Source organism: Halomonas sp. HG01 (genome assembly GCF_000968715.2).
GTDB classification, from domain to species: Bacteria; Pseudomonadota; Gammaproteobacteria; order Pseudomonadales; family Halomonadaceae; genus Halomonas; species Halomonas halophila.
In genome coordinates this window covers 1-24,966 of record NZ_CP022134.1, presented here as the reverse complement: position 1 = coordinate 24,966, position 24,966 = coordinate 1, and the positions used below count along the sequence as shown (strand labels likewise).

The window sequence follows — 24,966 nt, the reverse complement described above, 5'->3', positions numbered from 1 at the left end:
CTCATCCTCGTGCGGTGGGAACGGCGGAACAGTCGCCGAGCGTCAGGCGCGCCCCGGCCTTGGACACCTGCCCCGGCAGGTCGCGGCCCATCAGCCGCGTGGCGACCCGGGCGGCCTCGATCATGCCGGTGAGATCGATACCGGTGTCGATGCCCATCTCGTCGAGCAGGTAGACCAGATCCTCGCTGGCGATATTGCCCGAGGCCCCGGGCGCGAAGGGGCAGCCCCCGAGGCCGCCGATGGAGCTCTCGTAGCGGTCCACGCCGAGGGCGAGCCCCTGCATGACGTTGGCCAGTCCGATGCCGCGGGTGTTGTGGAAGTGCAGCGTGGGGGCAATCCGAGGCGCTACCTCGCGCAGGTGCCGGATGCGCTCGCTGACCAGCGGCGGCGTGGCCATGCCGGTGGTGTCGCCGAGCGAGACGTGGCGCACGCCGATGTCGGCGAAGTGGCGGGCGATCCGCCCCACCGCACCGACCTCGATATCGCCCTCGAAGGGACAGCCGAAGCTGGTGGCGATCGCCCCGCGCAGCTCGACGCCGCTGCCCTCGAGCAGCCGCGCCACCTCCTCGAAGCCCTCGAGCGAGGCCGCCACCGAGCGGTTCACGTTCTTGGCGTTGTGGGTCTCCGAGGCCGAGACGAACATCACCACGGCGTCGACGCCGGCCTCCAGCGCGCGCTCGGCACCCCGGCGGTTGGGCACCAGGGCCGACAGGTGAAGGCCCTCGAAGCCGCGCAGCGCGGCGACCAGCTCGCCGGCATCGGCCAGCGCCGGCACCGCCTTGGGGCTGACGAAGGAGGAAATCTCGAAGGCGCGGACGCCCGCATCCATCAGCGCATGCACCAGCTCGAGCTTCTCGGCGGTGCTCAGGATGACGGACTCGTTCTGCAGGCCGTCCCGCGGCCCCACCTCGGTGACATGGACTCGCGAAGGCTGACGCTCGAGGCGATCGGCGACGGACATGACGACGGACTCCCTTCCGAAAGACGGCGTGCAAGGCACGCGTCGAGTCACTATAGGCAGCGCTCGAAACCGCTCACATTAGTCTTTTGGCGGTGGCGCGCCGCCCCTTCCCCGAGGCGCGCCTCGCCATACCGCTTCCGTCGTATTTCGTTGGCTAACAAAACACCATAGAATCGCCCGCCTGAACCGCGCCAGACAGAAAAAATGCCATCCACACTGCTGGTTATTCAGCAGCAAACGCCAACATATGGCGTCATGGACTCTCGCCGGGCGCGGTCGACAATGCACAAGCAAGCGACAAGGCAGACCCTTCATGACCTCCACCTCCGACGCCGCGACCTCCCGACGGGATCGCGGCTTCTTCGGCCATCCGCGCCCGCTGGGGCCGCTGTTCTTCACCGAGATGTGGGAACGCTTCTCCTACTACGGCATCCGCCCGCTGCTGGTGCTGTTCATGGCCGCCAGCCTCTTCGACGGCGGCCTGGGCTTCGACGAGAAGACCGCCTCGGCCATCGTCGGCCTCTATGCCGGCGCCATCTACCTCGCCGCCCTGCCCGGCGGCTGGCTGGCCGACAACTGGCTCGGCCAGCGCCGGGCGGTGTGGTACGGCTCGGTACTGATCGCCCTGGGCCACCTGGCCATCGCGCTGTCGGCACCGTTCGGCGCGCCGGCCTTCTTCGTCGGCCTGATCCTGATCGTGCTCGGCTCGGGGCTGTTCAAGACCTGCATCTCGGTGATGGTCGGCGGCCTCTATGATGACGGCGACGTGCGCCGCGACGGCGGCTTCGCCATCTTCTACATGGGCATCAACCTCGGCGCGCTGCTGGCGCCGCTGATCAGCGGCGTGATGCTGGAGCGCTGGGGCTGGCACTGGGGCTTCGGCATCGGCGGGCTCGGCATGCTGGCAGCGCTGCTGATCTTCCGCCTGTGGGCGGTGCCGGCCATGCAGCGCGCCGACCGCGAGCGCGGCCGCGAGGCCAGCTGGGATGCCCCGGCCCAAAGCCGCCGCCACGTCGGAAGCTGGGTCGCCGGCATCATGGCGCTGATCGCCGGGCTGGTGGTGCTGAGCGCGACCGACGTCATCCACATCGACGCCCGCGCCCTGGCCGAGGTCATGACCACGGTGCTGATCGTGGTGGCGATCGGCTTCTATGCCTACCTGATGCTGTTCAACGGCCTGAACCGCGACGAGCGTGCCCGGGTCACGGTGTGCTTCGTGCTGATCGTGGCCGCGGCCTTCTTCTGGGCGGCCTTCGAGCAACAGCCCACCTCCTACAACCTGTTCGCCCAGAACTACACCGACCGCGGACTGTTCGGCTGGGAGATTCCCACCGTCTGGTTCCAGTCGCTGAACCCCATCTTCATCGTGCTGCTCGGCCCGCTGTTCGGCTGGCTGTGGCCGGCGCTGGGGCGCCGTCGCCTGGAACCCGGCAGCCCGATGAAGTTCGTGCTCGGCCTGCTGCTGGCCGCCGCCGGCTTCGGCCTGATGATACTGGCCGCCCAGCAGGTGCTGAGCGGCCCGGGGCTGGTCTCGCCGCTGTGGATCATCGCCAGCATGCTGCTGCTGACGCTGGGCGAGCTGTGCCTGAGCCCGGTGGGCCTCTCCACCATGTCCGGCCTGTCGCCGCGGCGCACCCAGGGTCAGCTGATGGGCCTGTGGTTCACCGGTTCGGCGCTCGGTAACCTGGTGGCCGGCCTGATCGGCGGCCACGTCAATCCCGAGGAAGTCCAGCAGCTGCCCGAGCTGTTCGGCCGTTCCGCCATCGCCTTGGTGATCTTCGCCGCGGTGCTGCTGTTGCTCGTCCCGGTGTTCAAGCGCATGCTCGGACACCATCGTCTCATCGACCCGGCGGCCGCCCGTCGCGCGGGCGCCGATGCCACCCTCGACTCAGGAGCCCAAGCATGACCTCACCCAGTGCCGACACCGCCCGCCAACGTCTCGACGCCCTGCGCGAGGTCATGCGCGAACACGCCATCGACGCCTGGTGGCTGCCCTCCTCCGACCCGCACAACTCCGAGTACCTGCCCGAGCACTGGGCCGGCCGCGCCTGGCTGTCCGGCTTCGACGGCTCGGTGGGCACCCTGGTGGTGACCCAGGACGCCGCCGGCGTGTGGGTCGACAGCCGCTACTGGGTTCAGGCCGAGGAACAGCTGGCCGGCAGCGGCATCGCGCTGATGAAGCTACAGCCCGGCCAGGCCGACGCGCCGATGCGCTGGCTGGCCGATCGGCTCGACGAGGGCGCCACCCTCGGCTTCGACGCCGACGTGGTGGCGCTGGCTCATGCCCGCCGGCTCGAGGCGCACCTGGCCCCGGCGGGCGTTCGCCTGCGCGGCGACCTGGACCTGCTCGACGCCATCTGGCCGGAGCGCCCGGCGCTGCCGGAGGCGCCGCTCTACGCCCATCCGGCGGCCTATCTCGACGAGACCCGCGGCGAGCGCCTGGCCCGGGTGCGCGAGGCCATGGCCGAGCACGGCGCCGACTGGCACCCGATCTCGACCCTCGACGACATCGCCTGGCTGACCCAGCTGCGCGGCGCCGACGTCGCGTTCAACCCGGTGTTCCTCGCCCACCTGCTGGTGGGCCGCGACACCGCCACGCTGTTCGTCGCCCCGGGCAAGCTCGACGACGAGCTCACGGCGGCGCTGGCCGACGACGGCATCGCGGTGGCGGACTACGCCGACTGGCATCGCCGGCTCAATGCGCTGCCGGCCGACGCCCGGGTGCTGATCGACCCGGCCAAGCTGACCCTGGGCACCCGCGAGGCGCTGCCCGAGGGCGTGGCGCTGGCCGAGGCCTACCAGCCCAGCACCCTGGCCAAGGGCCGCAAGAGCGACGCCGACCTGGCCCACGTGCGCGAGGCCATGGAGGAGGACGGCGCGGCCCTGTGCAAGTTCTTCGCCTGGCTCGAGGCCGCGCTCGAACGCGGCGAGACGGTCACCGAGCTGACCGTGGACGAGCAGCTCACCGCCGCCCGCGCCCGCCGCCCCGGCTTCGTCAGCCGCAGCTTCGGCACCATCGCCGCCTACAACGCCAACGGTGCGCTGCCGCACTACCACGCCACGCCGGAGGCCCACGCCACCATCGCGGGCGACGGCCTGCTGCTGATCGACTCCGGTGGCCAGTACCACGGCGGCACCACCGACATCACCCGGGTGGTGCCGGTGGGCACCATCACGGACGCCCACCGCGAGGACTACACCCGGGTGCTCAAGGGCACCATCGCCCTGTCCCGGGCGCACTTCCCGCGCGGCATCCCCTCGCCGCAGCTCGACGCCATCGCCCGCGCCCCGCTGTGGGCCAGCGGCCGCGACTACGGCCACGGCACCGGCCACGGCGTGGGCTACTTCCTCAACGTCCACGAGGGCCCGCAGGTGATCGCCTGGTACGCGCCGGTGGCGCCGCACACCGCCATGCAGCCGGGGATGATCACCTCCATCGAGCCCGGCGTGTATCGCCCGGGCCAGTGGGGCATCCGCATCGAGAACCTGGCCGCCAACCGCCTAGCCGAGGCCAGCGAGTTCGGCGACTTCCTGCGCTTCGAGACGCTGACCCTGTGCCCCATCGATGCCCGGCCGATCGACGTCGCCCTGCTCGACCCCGCCGAGGCCGACTGGCTCGACGCCTATCACGCCGAGGTCCGCAGCCGGCTCGCGCCGAAGCTCGAGGGCGAGGCCCTGGCCTGGCTCGAGAAGCGCACCCAGCCGCTCGAGCGCGGCTGAGCGGAAGCGGCGTTCCTGAGCCCGGAACAGAAGAAGGGCGCCCCGCAGGGCGCCCTTCTTTATTACTCACTCCTCACCTCTTGCTCCTCGCACCTCGCACCTCGCACCTGATCCTCCGCCATCTCCGGCAGCAGCGTCTTGATCTTGCCGGCCCTTGAGAGAGCGCGTATTGCGCCCCCAACCCAGCAGCTCGGCGGCTCAGTCCTCCGCCATCTCCGGCAGCAGGGTCTTGAGCTTGCGGGTGAGGGTATTGCGCCCCCAGCCGAGCAGCTCGGCGGCCTCGCCCTTGCGCCCGCCGGTGTGCTTGAGCGCGGTCTCGATCAGGATCTTCTCGAAGTCCGGCACCGCCTCCTCCAGCAGATGGGTGTGGCCGGCGGCGAGCGCGCGGTCGGCCCAGTCGCGGAAGGCCAGGCGCCAGTCGCCGGCGGCGCCGCCCTCGTCGGCCTCGCGCAGCTCCGGCGGCAGATCCTCGACCAGCACCTCGCGGCCGGAGGCCATCACCGTCAGCCAGCGGCAGGTGTTCTCCAGCTGGCGCACGTTGCCCGGCCAGGCCAGCCGCGTCAGGTGGGTCTCGGCCTCCGGCGTCAGCACCTTGACGTCGGTGGCGAGCTCCTTGGCGGCCTCGGCCAGGAAGTGGCGCGCCAGCCGCGGGATGTCCTCGCGGCGGTCGGCGAGCTTGGGCAGGTGGATGCGGATGACGTTGAGGCGGTGGAACAGATCCTCGCGGAAGCGGCCGTCTTCGACCAGCCCCTCCAGGTTCTGGTGGGTGGCGGCGATGATGCGCACGTCGACCTTCACCGAGGTGTGGCCACCCACGCGGTAGAACTCGCCGTCGGCCAGCACCCGCAGCAGGCGGGTCTGGGTCTCGGCGGGCATGTCGCCGATCTCGTCGAGAAACAGGGTGCCGCCATCAGCCTGCTCGAAGCGCCCCTGGCGCTGGGCGGTGGCGCCGGTGAAGGCGCCCTTCTCGTGGCCGAACAGCTCGGACTCGATCAGGTCCCGGGGTATCGCCGCCATGTTCAGGGCGATGAACGGCTTGCCGGCCCGCGGGCTGTGTTGATGCAGCGCCTGGGCGACGCGCTCCTTGCCGGTGCCGGACTCGCCGTTGATCAGCACCGTAATGTGCGACTGCGACAGCCGACCGATGGCGCGGAACACCTCCTGCATGGCCGGCGCCTCGCCGATGATCTCGGCGTCCAGCCCCTCGGGGGCGTGCACCGGGCGCTGGCGCTCGCGGGCATGGGCCACGGCGCGGCGCACCAGCGCCAGGGCCTCGTCGACGTCGAACGGCTTGGGCAGGTACTCGAAGGCACCGCCCTGATAGGAGGCCACCGCGCTGTCGAGGTCGGAATGGGCGGTCATCACGATCACCGGCAGCTCCGGATGCGCCTCGCGCACCTTCGCCATCAGGTCCAGGCCGTCCAGGCCCGGCATGCGGATGTCGGTGACCAGCACGTCGGGCGGATCCTCGAGCAGCCGCTCGAGGATCCGGTCGGCACGCTCGACGCTCTCGACCTCGAGGTCGGGCTGGGCCAGAGCGCGCTCCAGCACCCAGCGAATGGCGCGATCGTCATCGACGATCATGACGCGTGCGGCTTCAGTCATGGGATGTCTCCAGCGGTATCAGCAGTCGGAATTCGGTCTGGCCCGGCCGGGAGTCGCATTCGATCAGCCCCTGGTGGCGGTGCAGGACCGACTGGGCGATCGACAGCCCCAGGCCGCTGCCCTCGGCGCGGCCGGACACCATGGGGTAGAACAGCGTCTCCTTGAGCTCCTCGGGGATGCCGGGACCGTTGTCGATGAGGCTCACCTGGCAGACCAGGCGATGGCGCTCGGCGCCGAGGGTGAACTGGCGACGCGCGCGGGTCTTCAGCACCAGGGTGGGACCCTCGATGCCGGCCTCGGTCATCGCCTGCACGGCGTTGCGTGCCACGTTGAGGATGGCCTGGATCAGCTGGGATTCGTCGCCCATCAGATCCGGCAGGCTGGGATCGTAGTCGCGAGTGAAGGTCACTTCGGGGTGTTCCACCGACACCAGGGCCCGGACCCGCTCCAGTACCTTGTGGATGTTGAGCGGCTCGGGACGATTGAGCCGATGGGGGCCGAGCATGGCATCCACCAGGTCGCGCAACCGATCGACCTCCTCGACGATGATGCGGGTGAACTCGGTGAGCTGGGAGTCGCCCAGGTCGCGCTCCAGCAGCTGGGCGGCGCCGCGGATGCCGCCCAGCGGATTCTTGACCTCATGGGCGAGCCCCCGCGCCAGCACCTTGATGGTCTCCTGGCGGGTCTGCAGCGCCTCCTCGCGTGAGATGCGCAGCAGCCGGTCGCGGGGCTCCAGCTCCATCAGCAGCTCGTCCGCCGACAGCGGCGTGACGGTGTAGTCCACCGTCAGCGCGTCGCCGGTGGGCAGGGTCAGGCGCGCCTCGCGCTGGGTGTAGGGATGGAACTCGTCGCGTGCCTTGGCCAGCAGTTCGCCGATATCGTCATCCGAGTTCACCAGCCCCGGCAGCGGCAGGCCGGTGACCCTCGAGCGGCTCAATGCCAGCAACGCCTCCGCCGCCGGATTCATCCAGCGCAGCTGCAGCCGGCCATCCAGCAGCAGCACGGCGGTGGTGAGGTGTTCCATCAGGCGTTGATACATGAAGGCATTCCCGTTGGTGCATTCCGGCGGCGAAACGATGCGGCGCCTCCCTCATGTGCTGCAAGAAGCGCGCCACTTTGGGGAAGACGGCATGGCGTCGCCTCCCGGCTGATCCGACATGGGGATCATGCACCATGGTAGTGCACCACGCTGGTGCACGCACTGCGAGGCAGCGCTCACTCCGGCTCGAGCGGCTTCCTGAAGTGCGCTCGCGGGGCGTGATGCGCTCGCCATGCTTCATGGTCGTGCCGACGGCGATCGCTTCCGGGCGGACGATCGCCGCGCAGCGCCTCGGCATGGCGGAAGGCGCTGCCCTCGCTCACCCGGTCGGCGTGATCGAAGGCATCGAAGTGCCCGTCGTCACGCGCCGGCGGTGGGATACAGGGCCTCGGGGAGCCATCCGGACACAGCGGTCGATGCGGCCGGCGAGGGGGCAGCTAATGGTTGGCGGGATTGTTGGGATTGCTCGGCAGATTGACGCTGGCCCGCTGAACGTAGAGCGTCAGCGGCGAGGTGCGGTGGCGCACCGCGCCGGAGGCGTCGAGCAGCTCGGCCTGCACCCGGTGCTCACCGCGGTTGAGATTGGAGAGCAGGAAGGTGTCGGTGTGCATGGCGGACTGACTGACCTGGCCGTCCACCAGCAGCCGCACGCGATGGTCGTCGCGCAGGTCGGGGCGGATGGCGAGCTGCACCTGAACGTTGCCCGCGGCCCCGGTAGGCAGGGTCGTCTGCTGCTCGGGGGAGGCGATCGCGAAGACGTCGTAGGGCATGAAGGGCTGGCCAGGCTCGCCGTAGCGCGTGGTGCTCTCGGGCCGACCGGACGAGGCGCTCGACAGCGGCTGCACCGGCCGCGACGGCACCACGGTGAGCGGATCGAGCTCCACCGCCTCGCCGCCGCGCCCGGGGTCGTCGGTGAAGACGACGTTGCCCTGGGCATCGGTGGTGCGATAGATGGTCTGCGCGACGGCCGGCAGGCTCATCGCCAGGCCCAGCGCCAGTGTCATGACAACCTTGTGCATGCGTCTCTCCCGAGCTCCGTGACGGTCCCGTGCGGCGCGCCGTGCGCCTGCCATCGTCCTGCTCCAAGCCTAGCCCACCGTCGACCCGGAACGGAATCCACGTTCGCGCCCCGGGTGAAGAAGAGTAGGATGAGGCGGCGACACCAACAGCCAAGGAGCGACGGGCATGGAGGCATGGGAGAAGGTGGTCTTGCTGACCCTGGTGGCCGGCATGGCGATGCCGTTGGGGGGCTGGGTCGCCCAGGTGGAACGCCTCGGGCCGAACTGGCTGGAGAACGAGCTGCGCCACGGCATCATCGCCTTCGGCGGCGGCGCCCTGCTCTCGGCGGTGGCCCTGGTGCTGGTGCCCAACAGCCTAGAGGCGCTGGCCCCGGGGCCGGCCATGCTCTGGTTCCTCGCCGGCGGCCTGGCCTTCATGGGCATCGACATCCTGCTCGACCGCAACGGCACCTCCGCCAGCCAGCTGACGGCCATGCTCTCCGACTTCCTGCCCGAAGCCCTGGCTCTGGGGGCCGCCTTCACCTATGGCGGCGGCAGCGGCGTGCTGCTGGCCCTGCTGATGACGCTGCAGAACCTGCCGGAAGGCTTCAACGCCTATCGCGAGCTGCGCGAGACCACCCACTACTCGGCCCGGCGCCTGCTGACGCTGTTCTTCGCCATGGCCTGGCTGGGCCCGCTGGCGGGGCTGGGCGGGCTCTGGTGGCTGGGCGACTACCCCACCCCGGTGGCCGCGATCATGCTGTTCGCCGCCGGCGGCATCCTCTACTCGGTGTTTCAGGACCTGGCCCCCCAGGCCCGCCTCGAACGCCACTGGGGGCCGCCGCTGGGCGCAGTGCTCGGCTTCGCCATGGGCATCGTCGGTCACATGCTGATCCACTGATGGCCATGACGGGGTCAGCCCGCGGCATCGAGACACGCAAAAGAAAGACGCACAAAAAAGGCACGCCCTCGGGCGTGCCTTTCGCGTGCTGGAGCGCGGCGCCAGGCGCCGCGCGGCATCAGCAGCTGTAGTACATGTCGAACTCGACCGGATGCGTGGTCATGCGCAGGCGCTCGACGTCCTCTTCCTTGAGCTCGATGTAGGCATCGATCATCTCGTCGGTGAACACGCCACCTTCGGTCAGGAAGGCACGGTCCTCGGCCAGCGCCTCGAGGGCCTGGTCCAGGCTCTCGGCGACGGTCGGGATGGACTTGCCTTCTTCCGGCGGCAGGTCATAGAGGTTCTTGTCCATGGCGTCGCCGGGATGGATCTTGTTCTTGATGCCATCGATGCCGGCCATCAGCATCGCCGCGAAGCACAGGTAGGGGTTGGCGGTCGGGTCGGGGAAACGCGCCTCGACACGCTTGCCCTTCGGGCTGGCGGTGTACGGGATACGGATGGAAGCGGAGCGGTTGCGGGCGCTGTAGGCCAGCATGACCGGCGCTTCGAAGCCCGGCACCAGACGCTTGTAGGAGTTGGTGGACGCGTTGGTGAAGGCGTTCAGGGCACGCGCGTGCTTGATGATGCCGCCGATGTAGTACAGCGCCATTTCGGACAGGCCCGCGTACTCGTCGCCGGCGAACTGGTTCTGGCCGTCCTTCCAGAAGGACTGGTGGACGTGCATGCCGGAACCGTTGTCACCGACCAGCGGCTTGGGCATGAAGGTGGCGGTCTTGCCGTAGGCGTGGGCGACGTTGTGCACCACGTACTTCATTTCCTGAAGTTCGTCGGCCTTCTTCACCAGGGTGTTGAACTTGACGCCGATCTCGTTCTGGCCGGCGTTGGCGACCTCGTGGTGGTGCACCTCGACGGACTGGCCGATGGCCTCGAGGGTGTTGCACATGGCGCCACGGATGTCGTGGAAGCTGTCGACCGGCGGAACCGGGAAGTAGCCGCCCTTGACGCGCGGACGGTGCGCCAGGTTGCCGCCTTCGACCTGACGGTCGGTGGCCCAGGCGCCTTCCTCGGAGGTGATCTTGTACATGGCGCCTTCGATGTCGGCCTTCCAGTGCACCTCGTCGAAGATGAAGAACTCGGGCTCCGGACCGAAGAAGGCGGTATCGCCCAGACCGGTGGACTGCAGGTAAGCCTCGGCGCGCTTGGCGATGGAGCGCGGGTCACGCTCGTAGCCCTGCATGGTGGCCGGCTCGATGATGTCGCAGCGCAGGATCAGGGTGGCGTCTTCGGTGAAGGGGTCGAGGAAGCCGGTGCCGTCTTCCGGGCGCAGAATCATGTCGGACTCGTTGATGCCCTTCCAGCCGGAGATGGAGGAGCCATCGAACATCTGACCGTTCTCGAAGAACTCTTCGTCGACGTCACGGGCCGGAATGGTGACGTGCTGTTCCTTGCCTTTGGTGTCGGTGAAGCGCAGGTCGATCCACTTCACGTCATGCTCTTCGATCAGGGCGAGAGTCTTCTCGGACATGAGGTCCTCCAGGGTACAGTGGCTGGTGTTGGTATTCCGCTGAATCTGTCTGTCGTCGGTCGCGGGTGTGTCCAGTCGACGTTGTAGCATGGCGTCGGCGCGATGCCCACGCCGCCATGCACGACCATGGCATTGTCCGAAACAAAGCATACAACGTGCCAAAATGACGACGCACGCCGACACCGATCTATAAACAGCTGAAGAGAAAGAAGAAAAAAATTGCTCCATGAGAGTGCAAAGCCGACCACCCCGTACCATGCCCGCTCATGACGCCTTCCAGGCCGTGCCGAACGCCCCAAAATGGAGCCTGGAAGGCCTCTTTGCACCAAACGTGTGCACACCTTCTTTTCTCGCGCACCAAACCGACGCTTCCGCCGTTCGGACGCCGTGCGACGCGCCCCATGGCGAAAAACACCTCGACGATCCGGATTCCGGCGGCTACAAGGCTGGTAGCGTCGAGGTCCTGACCCTATAATGCCACCCCAATTTCCCAGCAGGATCCCGTCGTGATCGAGAATCTTCGCAACATCGCCATCATCGCTCACGTCGACCACGGCAAGACCACCCTGGTCGACAAGCTCCTCCAGCAGTCCGGCACCCTGGACCGCAAGGCCGAAGGCCAGGAGCGCATCATGGACTCCAACGACCAGGAGAAGGAACGCGGCATCACCATCCTGGCCAAGAACACGGCGATCCGCTGGGATGATGGCAAGGGCCGCGACTACCACATCAACATCGTGGACACCCCTGGACACGCCGACTTCGGCGGCGAGGTCGAGCGCGTGATGTCCATGGTCGACTCCGTGCTGCTGATGGTCGACGCCGTCGACGGCCCGATGCCGCAGACCCGCTTCGTGACCCAGAAGGCCTTCGACCAGGGCCTCAAGCCGATCGTCGTGGTCAACAAGATCGACCGCCCGGGCGCCCGCCCCGACTGGGTCATCGACCAGATCTTCGACCTGTTCGACAACCTCGGCGCCTCCGACGAGCAGCTCGATTTCCCGATCATCTACTGCTCCGCGCTCAACGGCATCGCCGGCACCGAGCCGGAAGAGCTGAGCGATGACATGCGCCCGATGTTCGAGGCCATCGTCGACATCGTCGAGCCGCCCAAGGTCGAGCTGGAAGCGCCGTTCCAGATGCAGGTCTCCGCACTGGACTACAACAGCTACGTCGGCGTCATCGGCCTGGGCCGCATCACCCGCGGCAGCGTCAAGCCGAACCAGCAGGTCACCGTCGTTTCCAAGGAAGGCAACACCCGCCGCGGCAAGATCGGCCAGGTCATGACCCACCTCGGCCTCGAGCGCGTGCAGACCGAGGAAGCCACCGCCGGCGACATCATCTGCATCACCGGCATCGAGGATCTGGCGATCTCCGATACGCTGTGCGACCCGTCTGCCGTCGAGGCGCTGCCGGCGCTGACCGTCGACGAACCGACCGTGTCCATGACCTTCCAGGTCAACGACTCGCCGTTCGCCGGCAAGGACGGCAAGTTCGTCACCAGCCGCAACATCAAGGATCGCCTCGACCAGGAGCTGATCCACAACGTGGCGCTGCGCGTCGAGCAGGGCGACTCCCCCGAGAAGTTCATCGTCTCCGGCCGCGGCGAGCTGCACCTCTCGGTGCTGATCGAGAGCATGCGTCGTGAAGGCTTCGAGCTGGCCGTGGGCCGCCCCGAGGTCATCATCCGCGAGATCGACGGCCAGGAGCAGGAGCCCTACGAAGAAGTCATCATCGACTGCGAGGAGCAGCACCAGGGCGCCATCATGGAAGAGCTCGGCTACCGCAAGGGCGAGCTCAAGAACATGAACCCCGACGGCAAGGGCCGGGTGCGTCTCGACTTCATCATCCCGGCGCGCGGCCTGATCGGCTTCCGCGGTCAGTTCCTGACCCTGACCTCGGGCACCGGCATCCTGACCAGCCGCTTCGACCACTACGGCGACCTCAAGCCGGACGCCTCGGTCGAGCGTCGCAACGGCGTGCTGGTCTCCATGGTCTCCGGCAAGGCCCTGGCCTACGCGCTGTTCGCGCTGCAGGACCGCGGCAAGCTGATCATCGAGCACGGCACCGAGGTCTACGAGGGCATGCTGATCGGCATCAACAGCCGTGCCGAGGACATGGTCGTCAACCCGACCAAGGCCAAGAAGCTCGACAACATGCGCGCTTCCGGCAACGACGAGAACCTGGTGCTGACCCCGCCGATCCGCTTCACCCTGGAGCAGGCCATCGAGTTCCTCGACGACGACGAGCTGGTGGAGATCACCCCGAACCACATCCGCCTGCGCAAGAAGCTGCTGTCCGAGAACGAGCGCAAGCGCGCCAAGAAGAAGTAAGCGTCTTCGCCGCACCGCGCGTCTGAGCGCCGCGATTCGCTGCGCACAAGGAGCCCGCCATCATGGCGGGCTCCTTCGTTTCAGCGGCCGCCGTGCCAGCCCTTTCCCTCCATCGGTGGCCTCGCCCCCCGGCCGGGGACTATGCTGAGGCTCCAGCATTCGCCATGGAGGCCAGCCCGATGCACAAGCACGTCGAATGGGACGATCCCGGCAGCGCCAGCGTGCTGCGCTACTACCAGGACCATCCCCAGGATTACCCGGAGCCCCACGAGGGCAGCATCATCAGCGCCCACTTCCGCGGCTTCACGGTGCGGGTGCGGGTCGACGCCCACGTCGAGGACACCAGCATCGGCGAGGTGGTTGCGCTGATCGCCGACGACAACGGACGCCGCGAGCAGCACGTCGGCGACCTGGCGCTCGGCGACACCGTGCGCCTGCCCGATGCCCTGCGTGCGCTCGAGCCGCGTCACCCCGAGGCGGACGACGATCCCGACTGAGCCGGCGACCGGATTACCATCCGCCATCGCCAACGGCCCCTAAACGCTAGCCATCTGGTCAAGTACCCCGCGTCTGGCGCACAGTGACGACCATGGGGCGGCACCGCCCCACGCAGCCCCCATGGCCGCTCGTGGCCGTGGGGCCCGAGTCACGAGGCCGCGAGCGCCGGGAACCGATGAGCACCAACAACGTCTGGACGCACAAGGGCACCTTCCTGCTCGCCGCCGTCGGTTCGGCGGTAGGGCTGGGCAACCTGTGGCGCTTTCCCTACCTGGCCGGCGAGAACGGGGGCGGGGCCTTCCTGCTGGTCTACGCCCTGACCATCTTCGCGGTCGGCATCCCGATCCTGATCGCCGAGACCATGCTCGGCCGCAACAGCCGACGCAGCCCGATCATGGGCATGCGCTTCCTGACCCGCACCCATCACACCTCCCGCGCCTGGGAATCCATCGGCTGGCTGGGCGCGGTCTCGGCCTTCGTGATTCTCAGCTTCTATTCGGTGATCGCCGGCTGGGCGATTCATTACACCGGGCTGATGCTCAGCGGTGGACTGATCGACGCCGATGCCGAGCGCGTGGCCGCGAGCTTCGATGTCCTGCTGGCCTCGCCGCCGCTGCTGGCGCTCTACCACAGCCTGTTCATCGGCGCCTCGGCGCTGATCGTCGGGCTCGGCGTCCACCGCGGCATCGAGAACGGCCTGCGCATCCTGATGCCGGCACTGTTCGTGATCCTGATGGTGGTGCTGGCCTACGCGGTGATGATCGGCGACATGGCCGCCGCCGCGGACTTTCTGTTCACTTTCCACCTGGCCGATCTGAGCCTGGAGGGCTGGCTGGAGGCCATGGGCCAGTCGTTCTTCACCCTGAGCCTCGGCATGGGGGCCATCATGGCCTACGGGGCCTACATGTCCGGCGACGCCTCCTTGACCGGCACCGCCTTCACCGTGGCCATCGTCGACACCGCCGTGGCGCTGGTCGCCGGCCTGGCGATCTTCGCCCTGGTCTTCGGCGCCGGGCTCGACCCGGCCGAGGGCCCGGGGCTGATGTTCGTCACCCTGCCGCTGGCCTTCGGCGAGATGCCCGGCGGCACGCTGCTCGGTGCCGTCTTCTTCCTGCTGGTGCTGGGCGCGGCGCTGAGCTCGGCGATCTCGCTGATCGAACCGGTGGCCGCCTACCTGGTCGAGCGCTTCGACCTCAGCCGCCCCCAGGCGGTGTCCGCAATGGTGGTGGCCAGCTGGGCGCTGGGCCTGCTCACGGTGTTCAGCTTCAACGCCTGGGCCAGCGACTCGCCCTTCCACGAGCTGTTCGGCCGCAGCCCCTTCGCGGTGCTGGAGCTGCTCACCAACATCTTCATGCCGCTCGGCGGCCTGCTGATCGCGCTGTTCGCCGGCTGGGTACTGACCCATGGCGAAGTGACCAAGGAGATGCGCACCGGCGCGAGCTGGTTCCGGGTCTGGCGCCTGCTGGTACGCTTCGTGGCGCCGGCCGCCGTGGCCTTCGTGTTCCTGCGCAGCATTCCCCAGGTACAGGGCTACTGGGTTCCGGCCATCGGCGCGGCGGTGATCGTCGGCGCCTTCGCCGCCGCACACAGCTTCCTGGTGGAGCGCCACGGCTCATGAGGCCCCTCGCTCCACCCCATAACAATGAACAATGCATAACGAGGGCACCATGTCCGCCATCATCGACGTCCAACACGTCAACAAGGCCTTCGGCGGCCTCCAGGTCATCAACGACTGCTCCCTTCAGGTCGAGGAAGGCTCGATCACCGGCCTGATCGGCCCCAACGGCGCCGGCAAGTCGACGCTGTTCAACATCATCGCCGGCGCCCTGCCGCTCGACTCGGGCCAGATCCTCTTCGACGGCGAGGACATCACCAACCGCCCCGCCGACGCCTTGTTCCACAAGGGCCTGCTGCGCACCTTCCAGATCGCCCACGAGTTCTCGAACATGACGGCGCTGGAGAACCTGATGATGGTGCCGCCCGCCCAGGCCGGCGAGAACCTGTTCGCCTCCTGGTTCAAGCCGGGTCAGGTGCGACGCGAGGAAGCCGAGGTGAGGCGCCGGGCGCTGGAGGTGATCGACTTCGTCGGCCTGCACCACGTGCGCAACGAGCTGGCCGGCAACCTCTCCGGTGGCCAGAAGAAGCTGCTCGAGCTCGGCCGCACCATGATGACCGACGCCAAGGTCGTGCTGCTGGACGAGATCGCCGCCGGGGTCAACCGCACCCTGCTCGGCGACCTGGTCGGCAACATCGAGCGCCTCAACCGCGAGATGGGCTACACCTTCCTGGTCATCGAGCACGACATGGACATGATCGCACGGCTCTGCGACCCGGTGATCGTGCTGGCCCAGGGCAGCGTGATGGTCGAGGGCAGCATCGAGGAGATCCAGAACAACCCCGAGGTCATCGAGGCCTACTTCGGTTCTCCGGCGGCCTAGGGGCACCGACGCTCCCGGGGCTCAAGGAGCGGGTCCGCGACACCAGGGCATTCCCCGTCACCCGAGGAATGCCCGTCGCAGCAACAACAACGACGGGCGGCCGGATCCCGCCCGATAACGACAACGCAGAGAACCAGCTATGCCACTACTCGACGCACGCGACGTGCACGGCGGCTACGGCGGCATGAACATCCTCAACGGGGTGGACATGGCCATCGAGGCGGACGAGATCGGCGTCATCGTCGGTCCCAACGGGGCCGGCAAGTCGACCATGCTCAAGGCCGTGTTCGGCCTGCTCCACGTCAGCCAGGGCGAGATCCTGCTGCGCGGCGAACCCATCCACAACCTGCCGCCCAACAAGCTCGTGCAGAAGGGCATGGGCTTCGTGCCCCAGGAATACAACGTCTTCCCCAGCCTCTCGGTGAAGGAAAACCTGGAGATGGGCGCCTACCTCAAGCCCGGTAACGTCAAGCGCATGCTGTCCCGGGTCTACGAGTTCTTTCCGCCGCTCAAGGACAAGCGCCACCAGCCCGCCGGCGAGCTCTCCGGCGGCCAGCGCCAGATGGTCGCCATGGGCCGCGCGCTGATGGCCGAGCCCGAGGTGCTGCTGCTCGACGAGCCCACCGCCGGGCTCTCGCCGCTGTACATGAACGAGATCTTCGAGCGGGTGAAGGAGGTCAACGCCGCCGGTGTCGGCATCCTGATGGTCGAACAGAACGCCAAGCAGGCGCTGGCCATCGCCGACAAGGGCTTCGTGCTGGCCGCCGGCCAGAACCGCTTCACCGACACCGGCGCGGCCCTGCTGGCCGACCCGGACGTCGCCAAGAGCTTCCTCGGCGGCTGAGACCGCCCCGACGGCACATCGGAGAGACCCCGTGAACGAACTCGTCTTCTTCATCAACAACGTGGTGATCGCCGGCAGCGTGGCCGGCTCGATCTACGCCATCGGCGCGGTGGGCGTGACGCTGATCTTCAGCATCATGCGCTTCGCCCACTTCGCCCACGGCGACATGATGACCTTCGGCGCCTTCATGGTGCTGCTGCTGACCACCCTCTTCCCGCAGGCCGGCGCCGCCATCGGCGTGCCCACGCCGCTGATCATGCTGCCGCTGGCCATGGCGCTGACCGCGCTGCTGGCGGTGGGCATCGACCGCACCTTCTACAAGCCGCTGCGTGCCCACGGCGTGAAGCCGATCGTCATGGTCATCGCCTCGCTGGGCGTGACCCTGATGCTGCAGGGGCTGATCCGGCTGTTCGCCGGCACCGGCGGCGAGAGCCTCTACGTCGACGACCGCAAGGAGATCTTCCGCATTCCGCTGCCCATCGAGGGCGTGCGAGTGCCGGTGGTGATCACCGAGCCGCAGCTCTACCTGTTCGCGCTGACGCTGATCAGCGTGGTGGCACTGCACTTCTTCCTGTCGCGCTCGCGGCTGGGCAAGGCCATGCGGGCGATGTCCGACAACCCCTCGCTGGCCCAGGCCTCGGGCATCAACACCAACACCATCGTTGCCGTGACCTGGGTGCTCGCCGGCGGCCTGGCCGCCATCGCCGGCACCCTGCTGTCGCTGGACGTGACCTTCAAGCCGGACCTCAGCTTCTTCCTGCTGCTGCCGATCTTCGCCGCGGCCATCGTCGGCGGCGTGGGCCACCCCTACGGCGCCATCGCCGGCGGCTTCGTGGTCGGCTTCGCCGAGACGCTGGCGGTGTTCAACTGGGGCATCCTGCTCCGGCCGTTCCGTGACAGCCTGCCCGAGTGGCTGTCGCTGCCCGGCAACCTGGCCTTCGTCGGCACCGAGTACAAGATCGTGGTGCCCTTCTTCATCCTCGTCGCCATCCTGGTGTGGCGCCCCACCGGCATCTTCAAGGGCAAGGTGATCTGATGAGCACGACACGCACCGATACCGTCGCCGCCCCGCGCCGCTTTCCGCTGCGCGAGGTGGTCATCTTCGTGGCCCTGCTGATCGCCGTGCTCGGCGTCTATGGGATCATGGGCGCCGCCTACAGCACCCGCATGCTGGTCGAGGCCGCCTGCTACGCCATCCTGGCCCTGGGCCTGACCATCCAGTGGGGCTATGCCGGCCAGTTCAATGCCGGCGTCATGGGCTTCGTCGCCCTGGGCGGCTTCTGCGCCATGTTCTTCAGCGTGCCAGTCAACGAGGCCTTCTGGGACTCCGAGCTGCCCGGCGAGCTCGGCGTGGTGCTGGGCTATATCGTCGGCGCCGCGCTGGTGGTGTTCGGCGCTTCGCGGCTCGACCGCATCGGCGTGCCGAAGAAGCTGCGCACCGTCATCACCGTGGTGCTGGCCGTGGTGCTCTACCTGGTAGTGATCAGCGCCTTCCGCGGCGTGACCGGGCAGATCGAGTCCCAGGCCGGCTTCGTCGGCGGCCTGGGCCTGCCGCCCTGGGTCGGCTGGATCGTCGGCGGCGCCCTGGCCGGCGGCGTGGGCTACTTCATCGGCCACGTCTGCCTGGGCCTGCGCAGCGACTACCTGGCCATCGCCACCATCGGCATCGCCGAGATCATCAAGGCGTTCCTCAAGAACTCCGACTGGCTGACCCGCGGCACCGCCACCGTATCGCCGCTGCCCTGGCCGGTGCCCGGCCCCGCCGAAGTGGGCTTCACCCTGGCCCGCGCGCTGTACCTGTCGGTGACGGCGGTGGTGATCGCGGCGATCTTCTTCCTGCTGCACCGCGCCTACCACGCCCCCTGGGGGCGGATGATCCGCGCCATTCGAGACAACGAGATCTCGTCCGCGGCCATGGGCAAGAACATCAACCGACGCCGCCTGGAGATCTTCGTGCTGGGCTGCATCCTGATGGGCATTGGCGGTGCCGTGCTGGCGAGCTTCAACAGCCTGTTCGACCCACAGGGCTACCTGCCGCTGAACCACACCTTCCTGGTGCTGGTGATGGTCATCCTCGGCGGCCCCGGCAACAACCTGGGCACCATCTTCGGCGCCGTGGCGGTGTACATCATCTGGTTGATGTCTGAGCCGCTGGCGCTGTTCCTGATGGAGCTGGCCGTGCACTTCGGCGAGAGCACCTTCGGCTGGGATGCCCCGGCCAGCCTCGACAGCCGCGCGCTTCAGGCCCGAGTGTTCGTGATCGGCCTGCTGATCACCCTGGTGCTGCGCTTCGCGCCCAAGGGGCTGCTACCCGAGAAGACCAAGCACGTCGACTAGCGCTTCATCCCGTCCACGAACGCCCCGCCCTCCTGAAGAGGACGGGGCGTTTTTTTGGATATCGATCCAGGCTCAGTCTCGGCACCCTGTTCGACCGTCCAGACATGAAGAACCCCAAGCCTTTCAGGCTCGGGGTTATCTCGGTAATAAGTGCCTGACGGGGATCCGGCCGGCGCTCCGGTGCTCTCCAGGAACGCCCTTGCCTTCTCTTTTTCATCGCCCCGAATGAAAAAAACCGACCTCAGATGAGGCCGGGGCTTTTCCGGGATAAGTTCCTGACGGAGCCCGGTCGGCGTGCCGATACTCTCCAGGGGGAACTCCCCCTACCTATACGCGGCCTGTCGGCCAGACATGAAAAAACCCCGAGCCTTTTGGGCTCGGGGTTTTCTCGGTATAAGTGCCTGACGATGACCTACTCTCGCATGGGAACTCCCACACTACCATCGGCGCTGAGCGGTTTCACTGCTGAGTTCGGCATGGGATCAGGTGGTTCCCGCACGCTATGGTCGTCAGGCGAAAAAGGCAATGCGAATCATGCTGACGAGATATGTCTCTCGCGTATCCGCCGTCGTCTGTTGTCGATCACAGACCACTTGGGTGTTATATGGTCAAGCCTCACGGGCCATTAGTATCGGTTAGCTCAACGCCTTGCAGCGCTTCCACACCCGACCTATCAACCAGCTCGTCTCGCTGGGCCCTTCAGGAGGCTCGAGGCCTCGGGGAGATCTCATCTTGAAGGAGGCTTCCCGCTTAGATGCTTTCAGCGGTTATCCCGTCCGACCATAGCTACCCGGCGATGCCACTGGCGTGACAACCGGAACACCAGAGGGTCGTCCACTCCGGTCCTCTCGTACTAGGAGCAGCACTTCTCAAATCTCCAACGCCCACGGCAGATAGGGACCGAACTGTCTCACGACGTTCTAAACCCAGCTCGCGTACCACTTTAAATGGCGAACAGCCATACCCTTGGGACCGACTTCAGCCCCAGGATGTGATGAGCCGACATCGAGGTGCCAAACACCGCCGTCGATGTGAACTCTTGGGCGGTATCAGCCTGTTATCCCCGGAGTACCTTTTATCCGTTGAGCGATGGCCCTTCCATACAGAACCACCGGATCACTAGAACCTACTNACTGCTGAGTTCGGCATGGGATCAGGTGGTTCCCGCACGCTATGGTCGTCAGGCGAAAAAGGCAATGCGAATCATGCTGACGAGATCGTCTCTCGCGTATCCGCCGTCGTCTGTTGTCAGTCACAGACCACTTGGGTGTTATATGGTCAAGCCTCACGGGCCATTAGTATCGGTTAGCTCAACGCCTTGCAGCGCTTCCACACCCGACCTATCAACCAGCTCGTCTCGCTGGGCCCTTCAGGAGGCTCGAGGCCTCGGGGAGATCTCATCTTGAAGGAGGCTTCCCGCTTAGATGCTTTCAGCGGTTATCCCGTCCGACCATAGCTACCCGGCGATGCCACTGGCGTGACAACCGGAACACCAGAGGGTCGTCCACTCCGGTCCTCTCGTACTAGGAGCAGCACTTCTCAAATCTCCAACGCCCACGGCAGATAGGGACCGAACTGTCTCACGACGTTCTAAACCCAGCTCGCGTACCACTTTAAATGGCGAACAGCCATACCCTTGGGACCGACTTCAGCCCCAGGATGTGATGAGCCGACATCGAGGTGCCAAACACCGCCGTCGATGTGAACTCTTGGGCGGTATCAGCCTGTTATCCCCGGAGTACCTTTTATCCGTTGAGCGATGGCCCTTCCATACAGAACCACCGGATCACTAGAACCTACTTTCGTACCTGCTCGACGTGTCTGTCTCGCAGTTAAGCACCCTTATGCTCTTGCACTCATTGCACGATTTCCAACCGTGCTGAGGGTACCTTCGTGCTCCTCCGTTACGCTTTGGGAGGAGACCGCCCCAGTCAAACTACCCACCACACACGGTCCTCGATCCGGATAACGGACCGGAGTTAGAACGCCAATGATGCCAGGCTGGTATTTCAAGGTTGGCTCCACTCGATCTGGCGACCGGGTTTCCAAGCCTCCCAGCTATCCTACACAAGCAACATCAGCGTCCAGTGTGAAGCTGTAGTAAAGGTTCACGGGGTCTTTCCGTCTAGCCGCGGGTACACAGCATCTTCACTGCGATTTCAATTTCACTGAGTCTCGGGTGGAGACAGCGTGGCCATCATTACGCCATTCGTGCAGGTCGGAACTTACCCGACAAGGAATTTCGCTACCTTAGGACCGTTATAGTTACGGCCGCCGTTTACCGGGGCTTCGATCAGGAGCTTCGCTTACGCTAACACCATCAATTAACCTTCCGGCACCGGGCAGGCGTCATACCCTATACGTCCGCTTACGCGTTTGCAGAGTACTGTGTTTTTAATAAACAGTTGCAGCCACCTGGTATCTTCGACCGGCGTCAGCTCCACCCGCAAGGGGCTTCACCTAATACCGGCGTGCCTTCTCCCGAAGTTACGGCACCATTTTGCCTAGTTCCTTCACCCGAGTTCTCTCAAGCGCCTTGGTATTCTCTACCTGACCACCTGTGTCGGTTTGGGGTACGGTTCCACTGTATCTGAAGCTTAGAGGCTTTTCCTGGGAGCGTGGCATCGATGACTTCCAGACCGTAGTCTGTTCGTCTCGTCTCTCGGCCTTAGGGAACCGGATTTGCCTAATTCCCCAGCCTACTGACTTTCACCAGGACAACCAACGCCTGGCTCACCTAGCCTTCTCCGTCCCCCCATCGCAATACAGTGAAGTACGGGAATATTGACCCGTTTCCCATCGACTACGCCTTTCGGCCTCGCCTTAGGGGCCGACTCACTCTGCTCCGATTAGCGTCGAACAGAAACCCTTGGTCTTCCGGCGGGGAGGTTTTTCACCCCCCTTATCGTTACTCATGTCAGCATTCGCACTCGTGATACCTCCAGCAAGCCTCTCGACTCACCTTCGTCGGCGTACACGACGCTCCTCTACCGCGCATCATTCGATGCACCCGTAGCTTCGGTACCTGGTTTGAGCCCCGTTACATCTTCCGCGCAGGCCGACTCGACTAGTGAGCTATTACGCTTTCTTTAAAGGATGGCTGCTTCTAAGCCAACCTCCTAGCTGTCTGAGCCTTCCCACATCGTTTCCCACTTAACCAGGATTTGGGGACCTTAGCTGACGGTCTGGGTTGTTTCCCTTTTCACAACGGACGTTAGCACCCGCTGTGTGTCTCCCACGCTGCACTCACCGGTATTCGGAGTTTGCCTCGGGTTGGTAAGTCGGGATGACCCCCTAGCCGAAACAGTGCTCTACCCCCGGCGGTGATACGTGAGGCGCTACCTAAATAGCTTTCGAGGAGAACCAGCTATCTCCGGGCTTGATTAGCCTTTCACTCCGATCCACAAGTCATCCAAATCTTTTTCAACAGATCCTGGTTCGGTCCTCCAGTTGATGTTACTCAACCTTCAACCTGCTCATGGATAGATCGCCCGGTTTCGGGTCTATATCCAGCGACTGGTCGCCCAGTTAAGACTCGGTTTCCCTACGCCTCCCCTATACGGTTAAGCTCGCCACTGAATATAAGTCGCTGACCCATTATACAAAAGGTACGCGGTCACGGGACGAGCCCGCTCCCACTGCTTGTACGCACACGGTTTCAGGGTCTATTTCACTCCCCTCTCCGGGGTTCTTTTCGCCTTTCCCTCACGGTACTGGTTCACTATCGGTCAGTCAGGAGTATTTAGCCTTGGAGGATGGTCCCCCCGTCTTCAATCAGGGTTTCACGTGCCCCGACCTACTCGATTTCACGGGATCAGGCTTTCGACTACGGGGCTATCACCCTGTATCGCTGAGTTTCCCAACTCATTCGCCTAACCTTTCACCCGCTTAAGGGCTGGTCCCCGTTCGCTCGCCGCTACTGGGGGAATCTCGGTTGATTTCTTTTCCTCGGGGTACTTAGATGTTTCAGTTCCCCCGGTTCGCCTCGTGCACCTATGTATTCAGTGCACGATACCTATCTGACGATAGGTGGGTTTCCCCATTCAGAGATGTCCGGGTCGCAGGTTGTTTGCCACCTCGCCGAACCTTATCGCAGGCTTCCACGTCTTTCATCGCCTCTGACTGCCAAGGCATCCACCGTGTGCGCTTCATCGCTTGACCATATAACCCCAAGGGGTCTGATCCGCGATGACAACCACGACAATTGCCGGATACGCTTGAGACGTATCTCATGCCCTCTCCCGGGTAGGAGAGGGACTTTGTCAGCATGATTCACATTGTTAAAGAGCGACTGTCAATCGACAGTCACAAACGTGTCATTGCCTTTTGCAATGATCGCTTGTGACTGCGGATTCACATAAAACCGACTGCAGGACCCTGTGGAGCGTGGTGGAGCCTAGCGGGATCGAACCGCTGACCTCCTGCGTGCAAGGCAGGCGCTCTCCCAGCTGAGCTAAGGCCCCTCTGACACCATCAGGATCGATGGAAATTTGAGTAAGACGAGGCGCTTTTGGTCGACGTGTAGCCTGCTACACGAGAGTAAAAGCAACGACGTATTACGCAAATTTTGGTGGGTCTGGGCAGACTTGAACTGCCGACCTCACCCTTATCAGGGGTGCGCTCTAACCAACTGAGCTACAGACCCAAACAGTCTTTTGCTCTGGCCGATCAGATAATTCATTGTGGACACTTGCCGGGTGGCGGTGACGTCGTCGATTAAGGAGGTGATCCAGCCGCAGGTTCCCCTACGGCTACCTTGTTACGACTTCACCCCAGTCATGAACCACACCGTGGTGATCGCCCTCCGAAGTTAGGCTAACCACTTCTGGTGCAGTCCACTCCCATGGTGTGACGGGCGGTGTGTACAAGGCCCGGGAACGTATTCACCGTGCCATTCTGATGCACGATTACTAGCGATTCCGACTTCACGGAGTCGAGTTGCAGACTCCGATCCGGACTGAGACCGGCTTTATGAGATTAGCTCCCCCTCGCGGGATTGCAGCCCATTGTACCGGCCATTGTAGCACGTGTGTAGCCCTACTCGTAAGGGCCATGATGACCTGACGTCGTCCCCACCTTCCTCCGGTTTGTCACCGGCAGTCTCCCTAGAGTTCCCGACCGAATCGCTGGCAAATAGGGACAAGGGTTGCGCTCGTTACGGGACTTAACCCAACATTTCACAACACGAGCTGACGACGGCCATGCAGCACCTGTCTGAGCGTTCCCGAAGGCACCCATCCATCTCTGGATGGTTCGCTCGATGTCAAGAGTAGGTAAGGTTCTTCGCGTTGCATCGAATTAAACCACATGCTCCACCGCTTGTGCGGGCCCCCGTCAATTCATTTGAGTTTTAACCTTGCGGCCGTACTCCCCAGGCGGTCGACTTATCGCGTTAACTGCGCCACAAAGGTCTCGAGGACCCCAACGGCTAGTCGACATCGTTTACGGCGTGGACTACCAGGGTATCTAATCCTGTTTGCTACCCACGCTTTCGCACCTCAGCGTCAGTGTCAGTCCAGAAGGCCGCCTTCGCCACTGGTATTCCTCCCGATCTCTACGCATTTCACCGCTACACCGGGAATTCTACCTTCCTCTCCTGCACTCTAGCCTGACAGTTCCGGATGCCGTTCCCAGGTTGAGCCCGGGGCTTTCACAACCGGCTTATCAAGCCGCCTACGCGCGCTTTACGCCCAGTAATTCCGATTAACGCTTGCACCCTCCGTATTACCGCGGCTGCTGGCACGGAGTTAGCCGGTGCTTCTTCTGC

The 24,966-nt window shown here is 65.3% G+C and carries 15 protein-coding genes, 2 tRNA genes and 3 rRNA genes; 10 read left to right on the top strand and 10 right to left on the bottom strand.

All coding sequences use genetic code 11. The features are described 5' to 3' along the window. Window position 1: 1 nt before the first annotated feature. On the bottom strand, window positions 2–961 hold the full coding sequence (locus UN84_RS00100; protein WP_046078501.1) for a hydroxymethylglutaryl-CoA lyase: 960 nt from the start codon (window positions 959–961) through the stop codon (window positions 2–4). 313 nt (window positions 962–1,274) lie between these two features. Here UN84_RS00100 and UN84_RS00095 point away from each other — a divergent pair, with 313 nt between their 5' ends. Beyond that, a complete protein-coding gene (locus UN84_RS00095) occupies window positions 1,275–2,867 on the top strand; it encodes a peptide MFS transporter (RefSeq protein WP_046078502.1) in 1,593 nt (530 codons plus the stop codon). After that, window positions 2,864–4,681 carry an aminopeptidase P family protein gene (locus UN84_RS00090; protein WP_046078503.1) on the top strand — a complete coding sequence of 606 codons (1,818 nt, stop codon included), beginning with the start codon at window positions 2,864–2,866 and terminating at the stop codon, window positions 4,679–4,681. Before UN84_RS00095 ends, UN84_RS00090 begins: the two co-directional genes overlap by 4 nt. Window positions 4,682–4,879: 198 nt before the next feature. On the opposite strand, the gene ntrC is transcribed toward UN84_RS00090, so the two are convergent. The 3 genes from ntrC to UN84_RS00075 all read right to left on the bottom strand — a co-directional run bounded on the left by ntrC (window position 4,880) and on the right by UN84_RS00075 (window position 8,344). Beyond that, the gene (gene ntrC, locus UN84_RS00085; RefSeq protein ID WP_046078504.1) at window positions 4,880–6,286 is read right to left on the bottom strand and encodes a nitrogen regulation protein NR(I); all 1,407 of its coding nucleotides are present in this window, start codon (window positions 6,284–6,286) and stop codon (window positions 4,880–4,882) included. Then, window positions 6,279–7,325 (bottom strand): nitrogen regulation protein NR(II), encoded by a 1,047-nt coding sequence (gene glnL / locus UN84_RS00080; RefSeq protein WP_035595739.1) that lies wholly within the window; start codon window positions 7,323–7,325, stop codon window positions 6,279–6,281. The genes ntrC and glnL overlap by 8 nt, the downstream gene beginning before the upstream one ends. Before the next feature lie 437 nt (window positions 7,326–7,762). Beyond that, window positions 7,763–8,344, bottom strand: coding sequence for a DUF4124 domain-containing protein (locus UN84_RS00075; RefSeq protein WP_046078505.1), 582 nt, complete (start codon window positions 8,342–8,344; stop codon window positions 7,763–7,765). A 166-nt stretch (window positions 8,345–8,510) separates the two neighbouring features. Between UN84_RS00075 and UN84_RS00070 the strand changes: the two genes are divergently transcribed. Continuing rightward, window positions 8,511–9,224 (top strand): ZIP family metal transporter, encoded by a 714-nt coding sequence (locus UN84_RS00070; RefSeq protein WP_046078506.1) that lies wholly within the window; start codon window positions 8,511–8,513, stop codon window positions 9,222–9,224. A 118-nt stretch (window positions 9,225–9,342) separates the two neighbouring features. Here the strand turns inward: UN84_RS00070 and glnA are convergent, their stop codons facing one another. Then, on the bottom strand, window positions 9,343–10,749 hold the full coding sequence (glnA, locus tag UN84_RS00065) for a glutamate--ammonia ligase (RefSeq protein WP_035595733.1): 1,407 nt from the start codon (window positions 10,747–10,749) through the stop codon (window positions 9,343–9,345). A gap of 506 nt (window positions 10,750–11,255) precedes the next feature. Here glnA and typA point away from each other — a divergent pair. The 7 genes from typA to UN84_RS00030 all read left to right on the top strand — a co-directional run bounded on the left by typA (window position 11,256) and on the right by UN84_RS00030 (window position 19,199). Further along, window positions 11,256–13,082, top strand: coding sequence for a translational GTPase TypA (gene typA / locus UN84_RS00060; RefSeq protein WP_046078507.1), 1,827 nt, complete (start codon window positions 11,256–11,258; stop codon window positions 13,080–13,082). Window positions 13,083–13,261: 179 nt separating this feature from the next. Next, window positions 13,262–13,579, top strand: coding sequence for a hypothetical protein (locus tag UN84_RS00055; RefSeq protein ID WP_046078508.1), 318 nt, complete (start codon window positions 13,262–13,264; stop codon window positions 13,577–13,579). Between the two features lie 176 nt (window positions 13,580–13,755). Beyond that, window positions 13,756–15,198, top strand: coding sequence for a sodium-dependent transporter (locus tag UN84_RS00050; RefSeq protein WP_035595727.1), 1,443 nt, complete (start codon window positions 13,756–13,758; stop codon window positions 15,196–15,198). Window positions 15,199–15,247: 49 nt separating this feature from the next. Continuing rightward, the gene (locus tag UN84_RS00045; protein WP_046078509.1) at window positions 15,248–16,018 is read left to right on the top strand and encodes an ABC transporter ATP-binding protein; all 771 of its coding nucleotides are present in this window, start codon (window positions 15,248–15,250) and stop codon (window positions 16,016–16,018) included. 139 nt (window positions 16,019–16,157) lie between these two features. Continuing rightward, a complete protein-coding gene (locus UN84_RS00040) occupies window positions 16,158–16,862 on the top strand; it encodes an ABC transporter ATP-binding protein (RefSeq protein ID WP_035595723.1) in 705 nt (234 codons plus the stop codon). A gap of 31 nt (window positions 16,863–16,893) precedes the next feature. Beyond that, complete coding sequence (locus UN84_RS00035; RefSeq protein WP_046078510.1) at window positions 16,894–17,898, top strand: branched-chain amino acid ABC transporter permease; 1,005 nt, start codon at window positions 16,894–16,896, stop codon at window positions 17,896–17,898. Beyond that, the gene (locus UN84_RS00030; RefSeq protein ID WP_046078511.1) at window positions 17,898–19,199 is read left to right on the top strand and encodes a branched-chain amino acid ABC transporter permease; all 1,302 of its coding nucleotides are present in this window, start codon (window positions 17,898–17,900) and stop codon (window positions 19,197–19,199) included. Before UN84_RS00035 ends, UN84_RS00030 begins: the two co-directional genes overlap by 1 nt. A 399-nt stretch (window positions 19,200–19,598) precedes the next feature. Here the strand turns inward: UN84_RS00030 and rrf are convergent. The 5 genes from rrf to UN84_RS00005 form a co-directional block, all read right to left on the bottom strand. Continuing rightward, window positions 19,599–19,713 (bottom strand): 5S ribosomal RNA (gene rrf, locus UN84_RS00025). 760 nt (window positions 19,714–20,473) lie between these two features. Continuing rightward, a 23S ribosomal RNA gene (locus tag UN84_RS00020) occupies window positions 20,474–23,360 on the bottom strand. A gap of 226 nt (window positions 23,361–23,586) precedes the next feature. Continuing rightward, window positions 23,587–23,662, bottom strand: a tRNA-Ala gene (locus UN84_RS00015). A 105-nt stretch (window positions 23,663–23,767) separates the two neighbouring features. Continuing rightward, a tRNA-Ile gene (locus UN84_RS00010) sits at window positions 23,768–23,844 on the bottom strand. Between the two features lie 72 nt (window positions 23,845–23,916). Continuing rightward, window positions 23,917–24,966, bottom strand: a 16S ribosomal RNA gene (locus UN84_RS00005). The 16S, 23S and 5S rRNA genes sit together here with 2 tRNA genes alongside, the layout of an rRNA operon.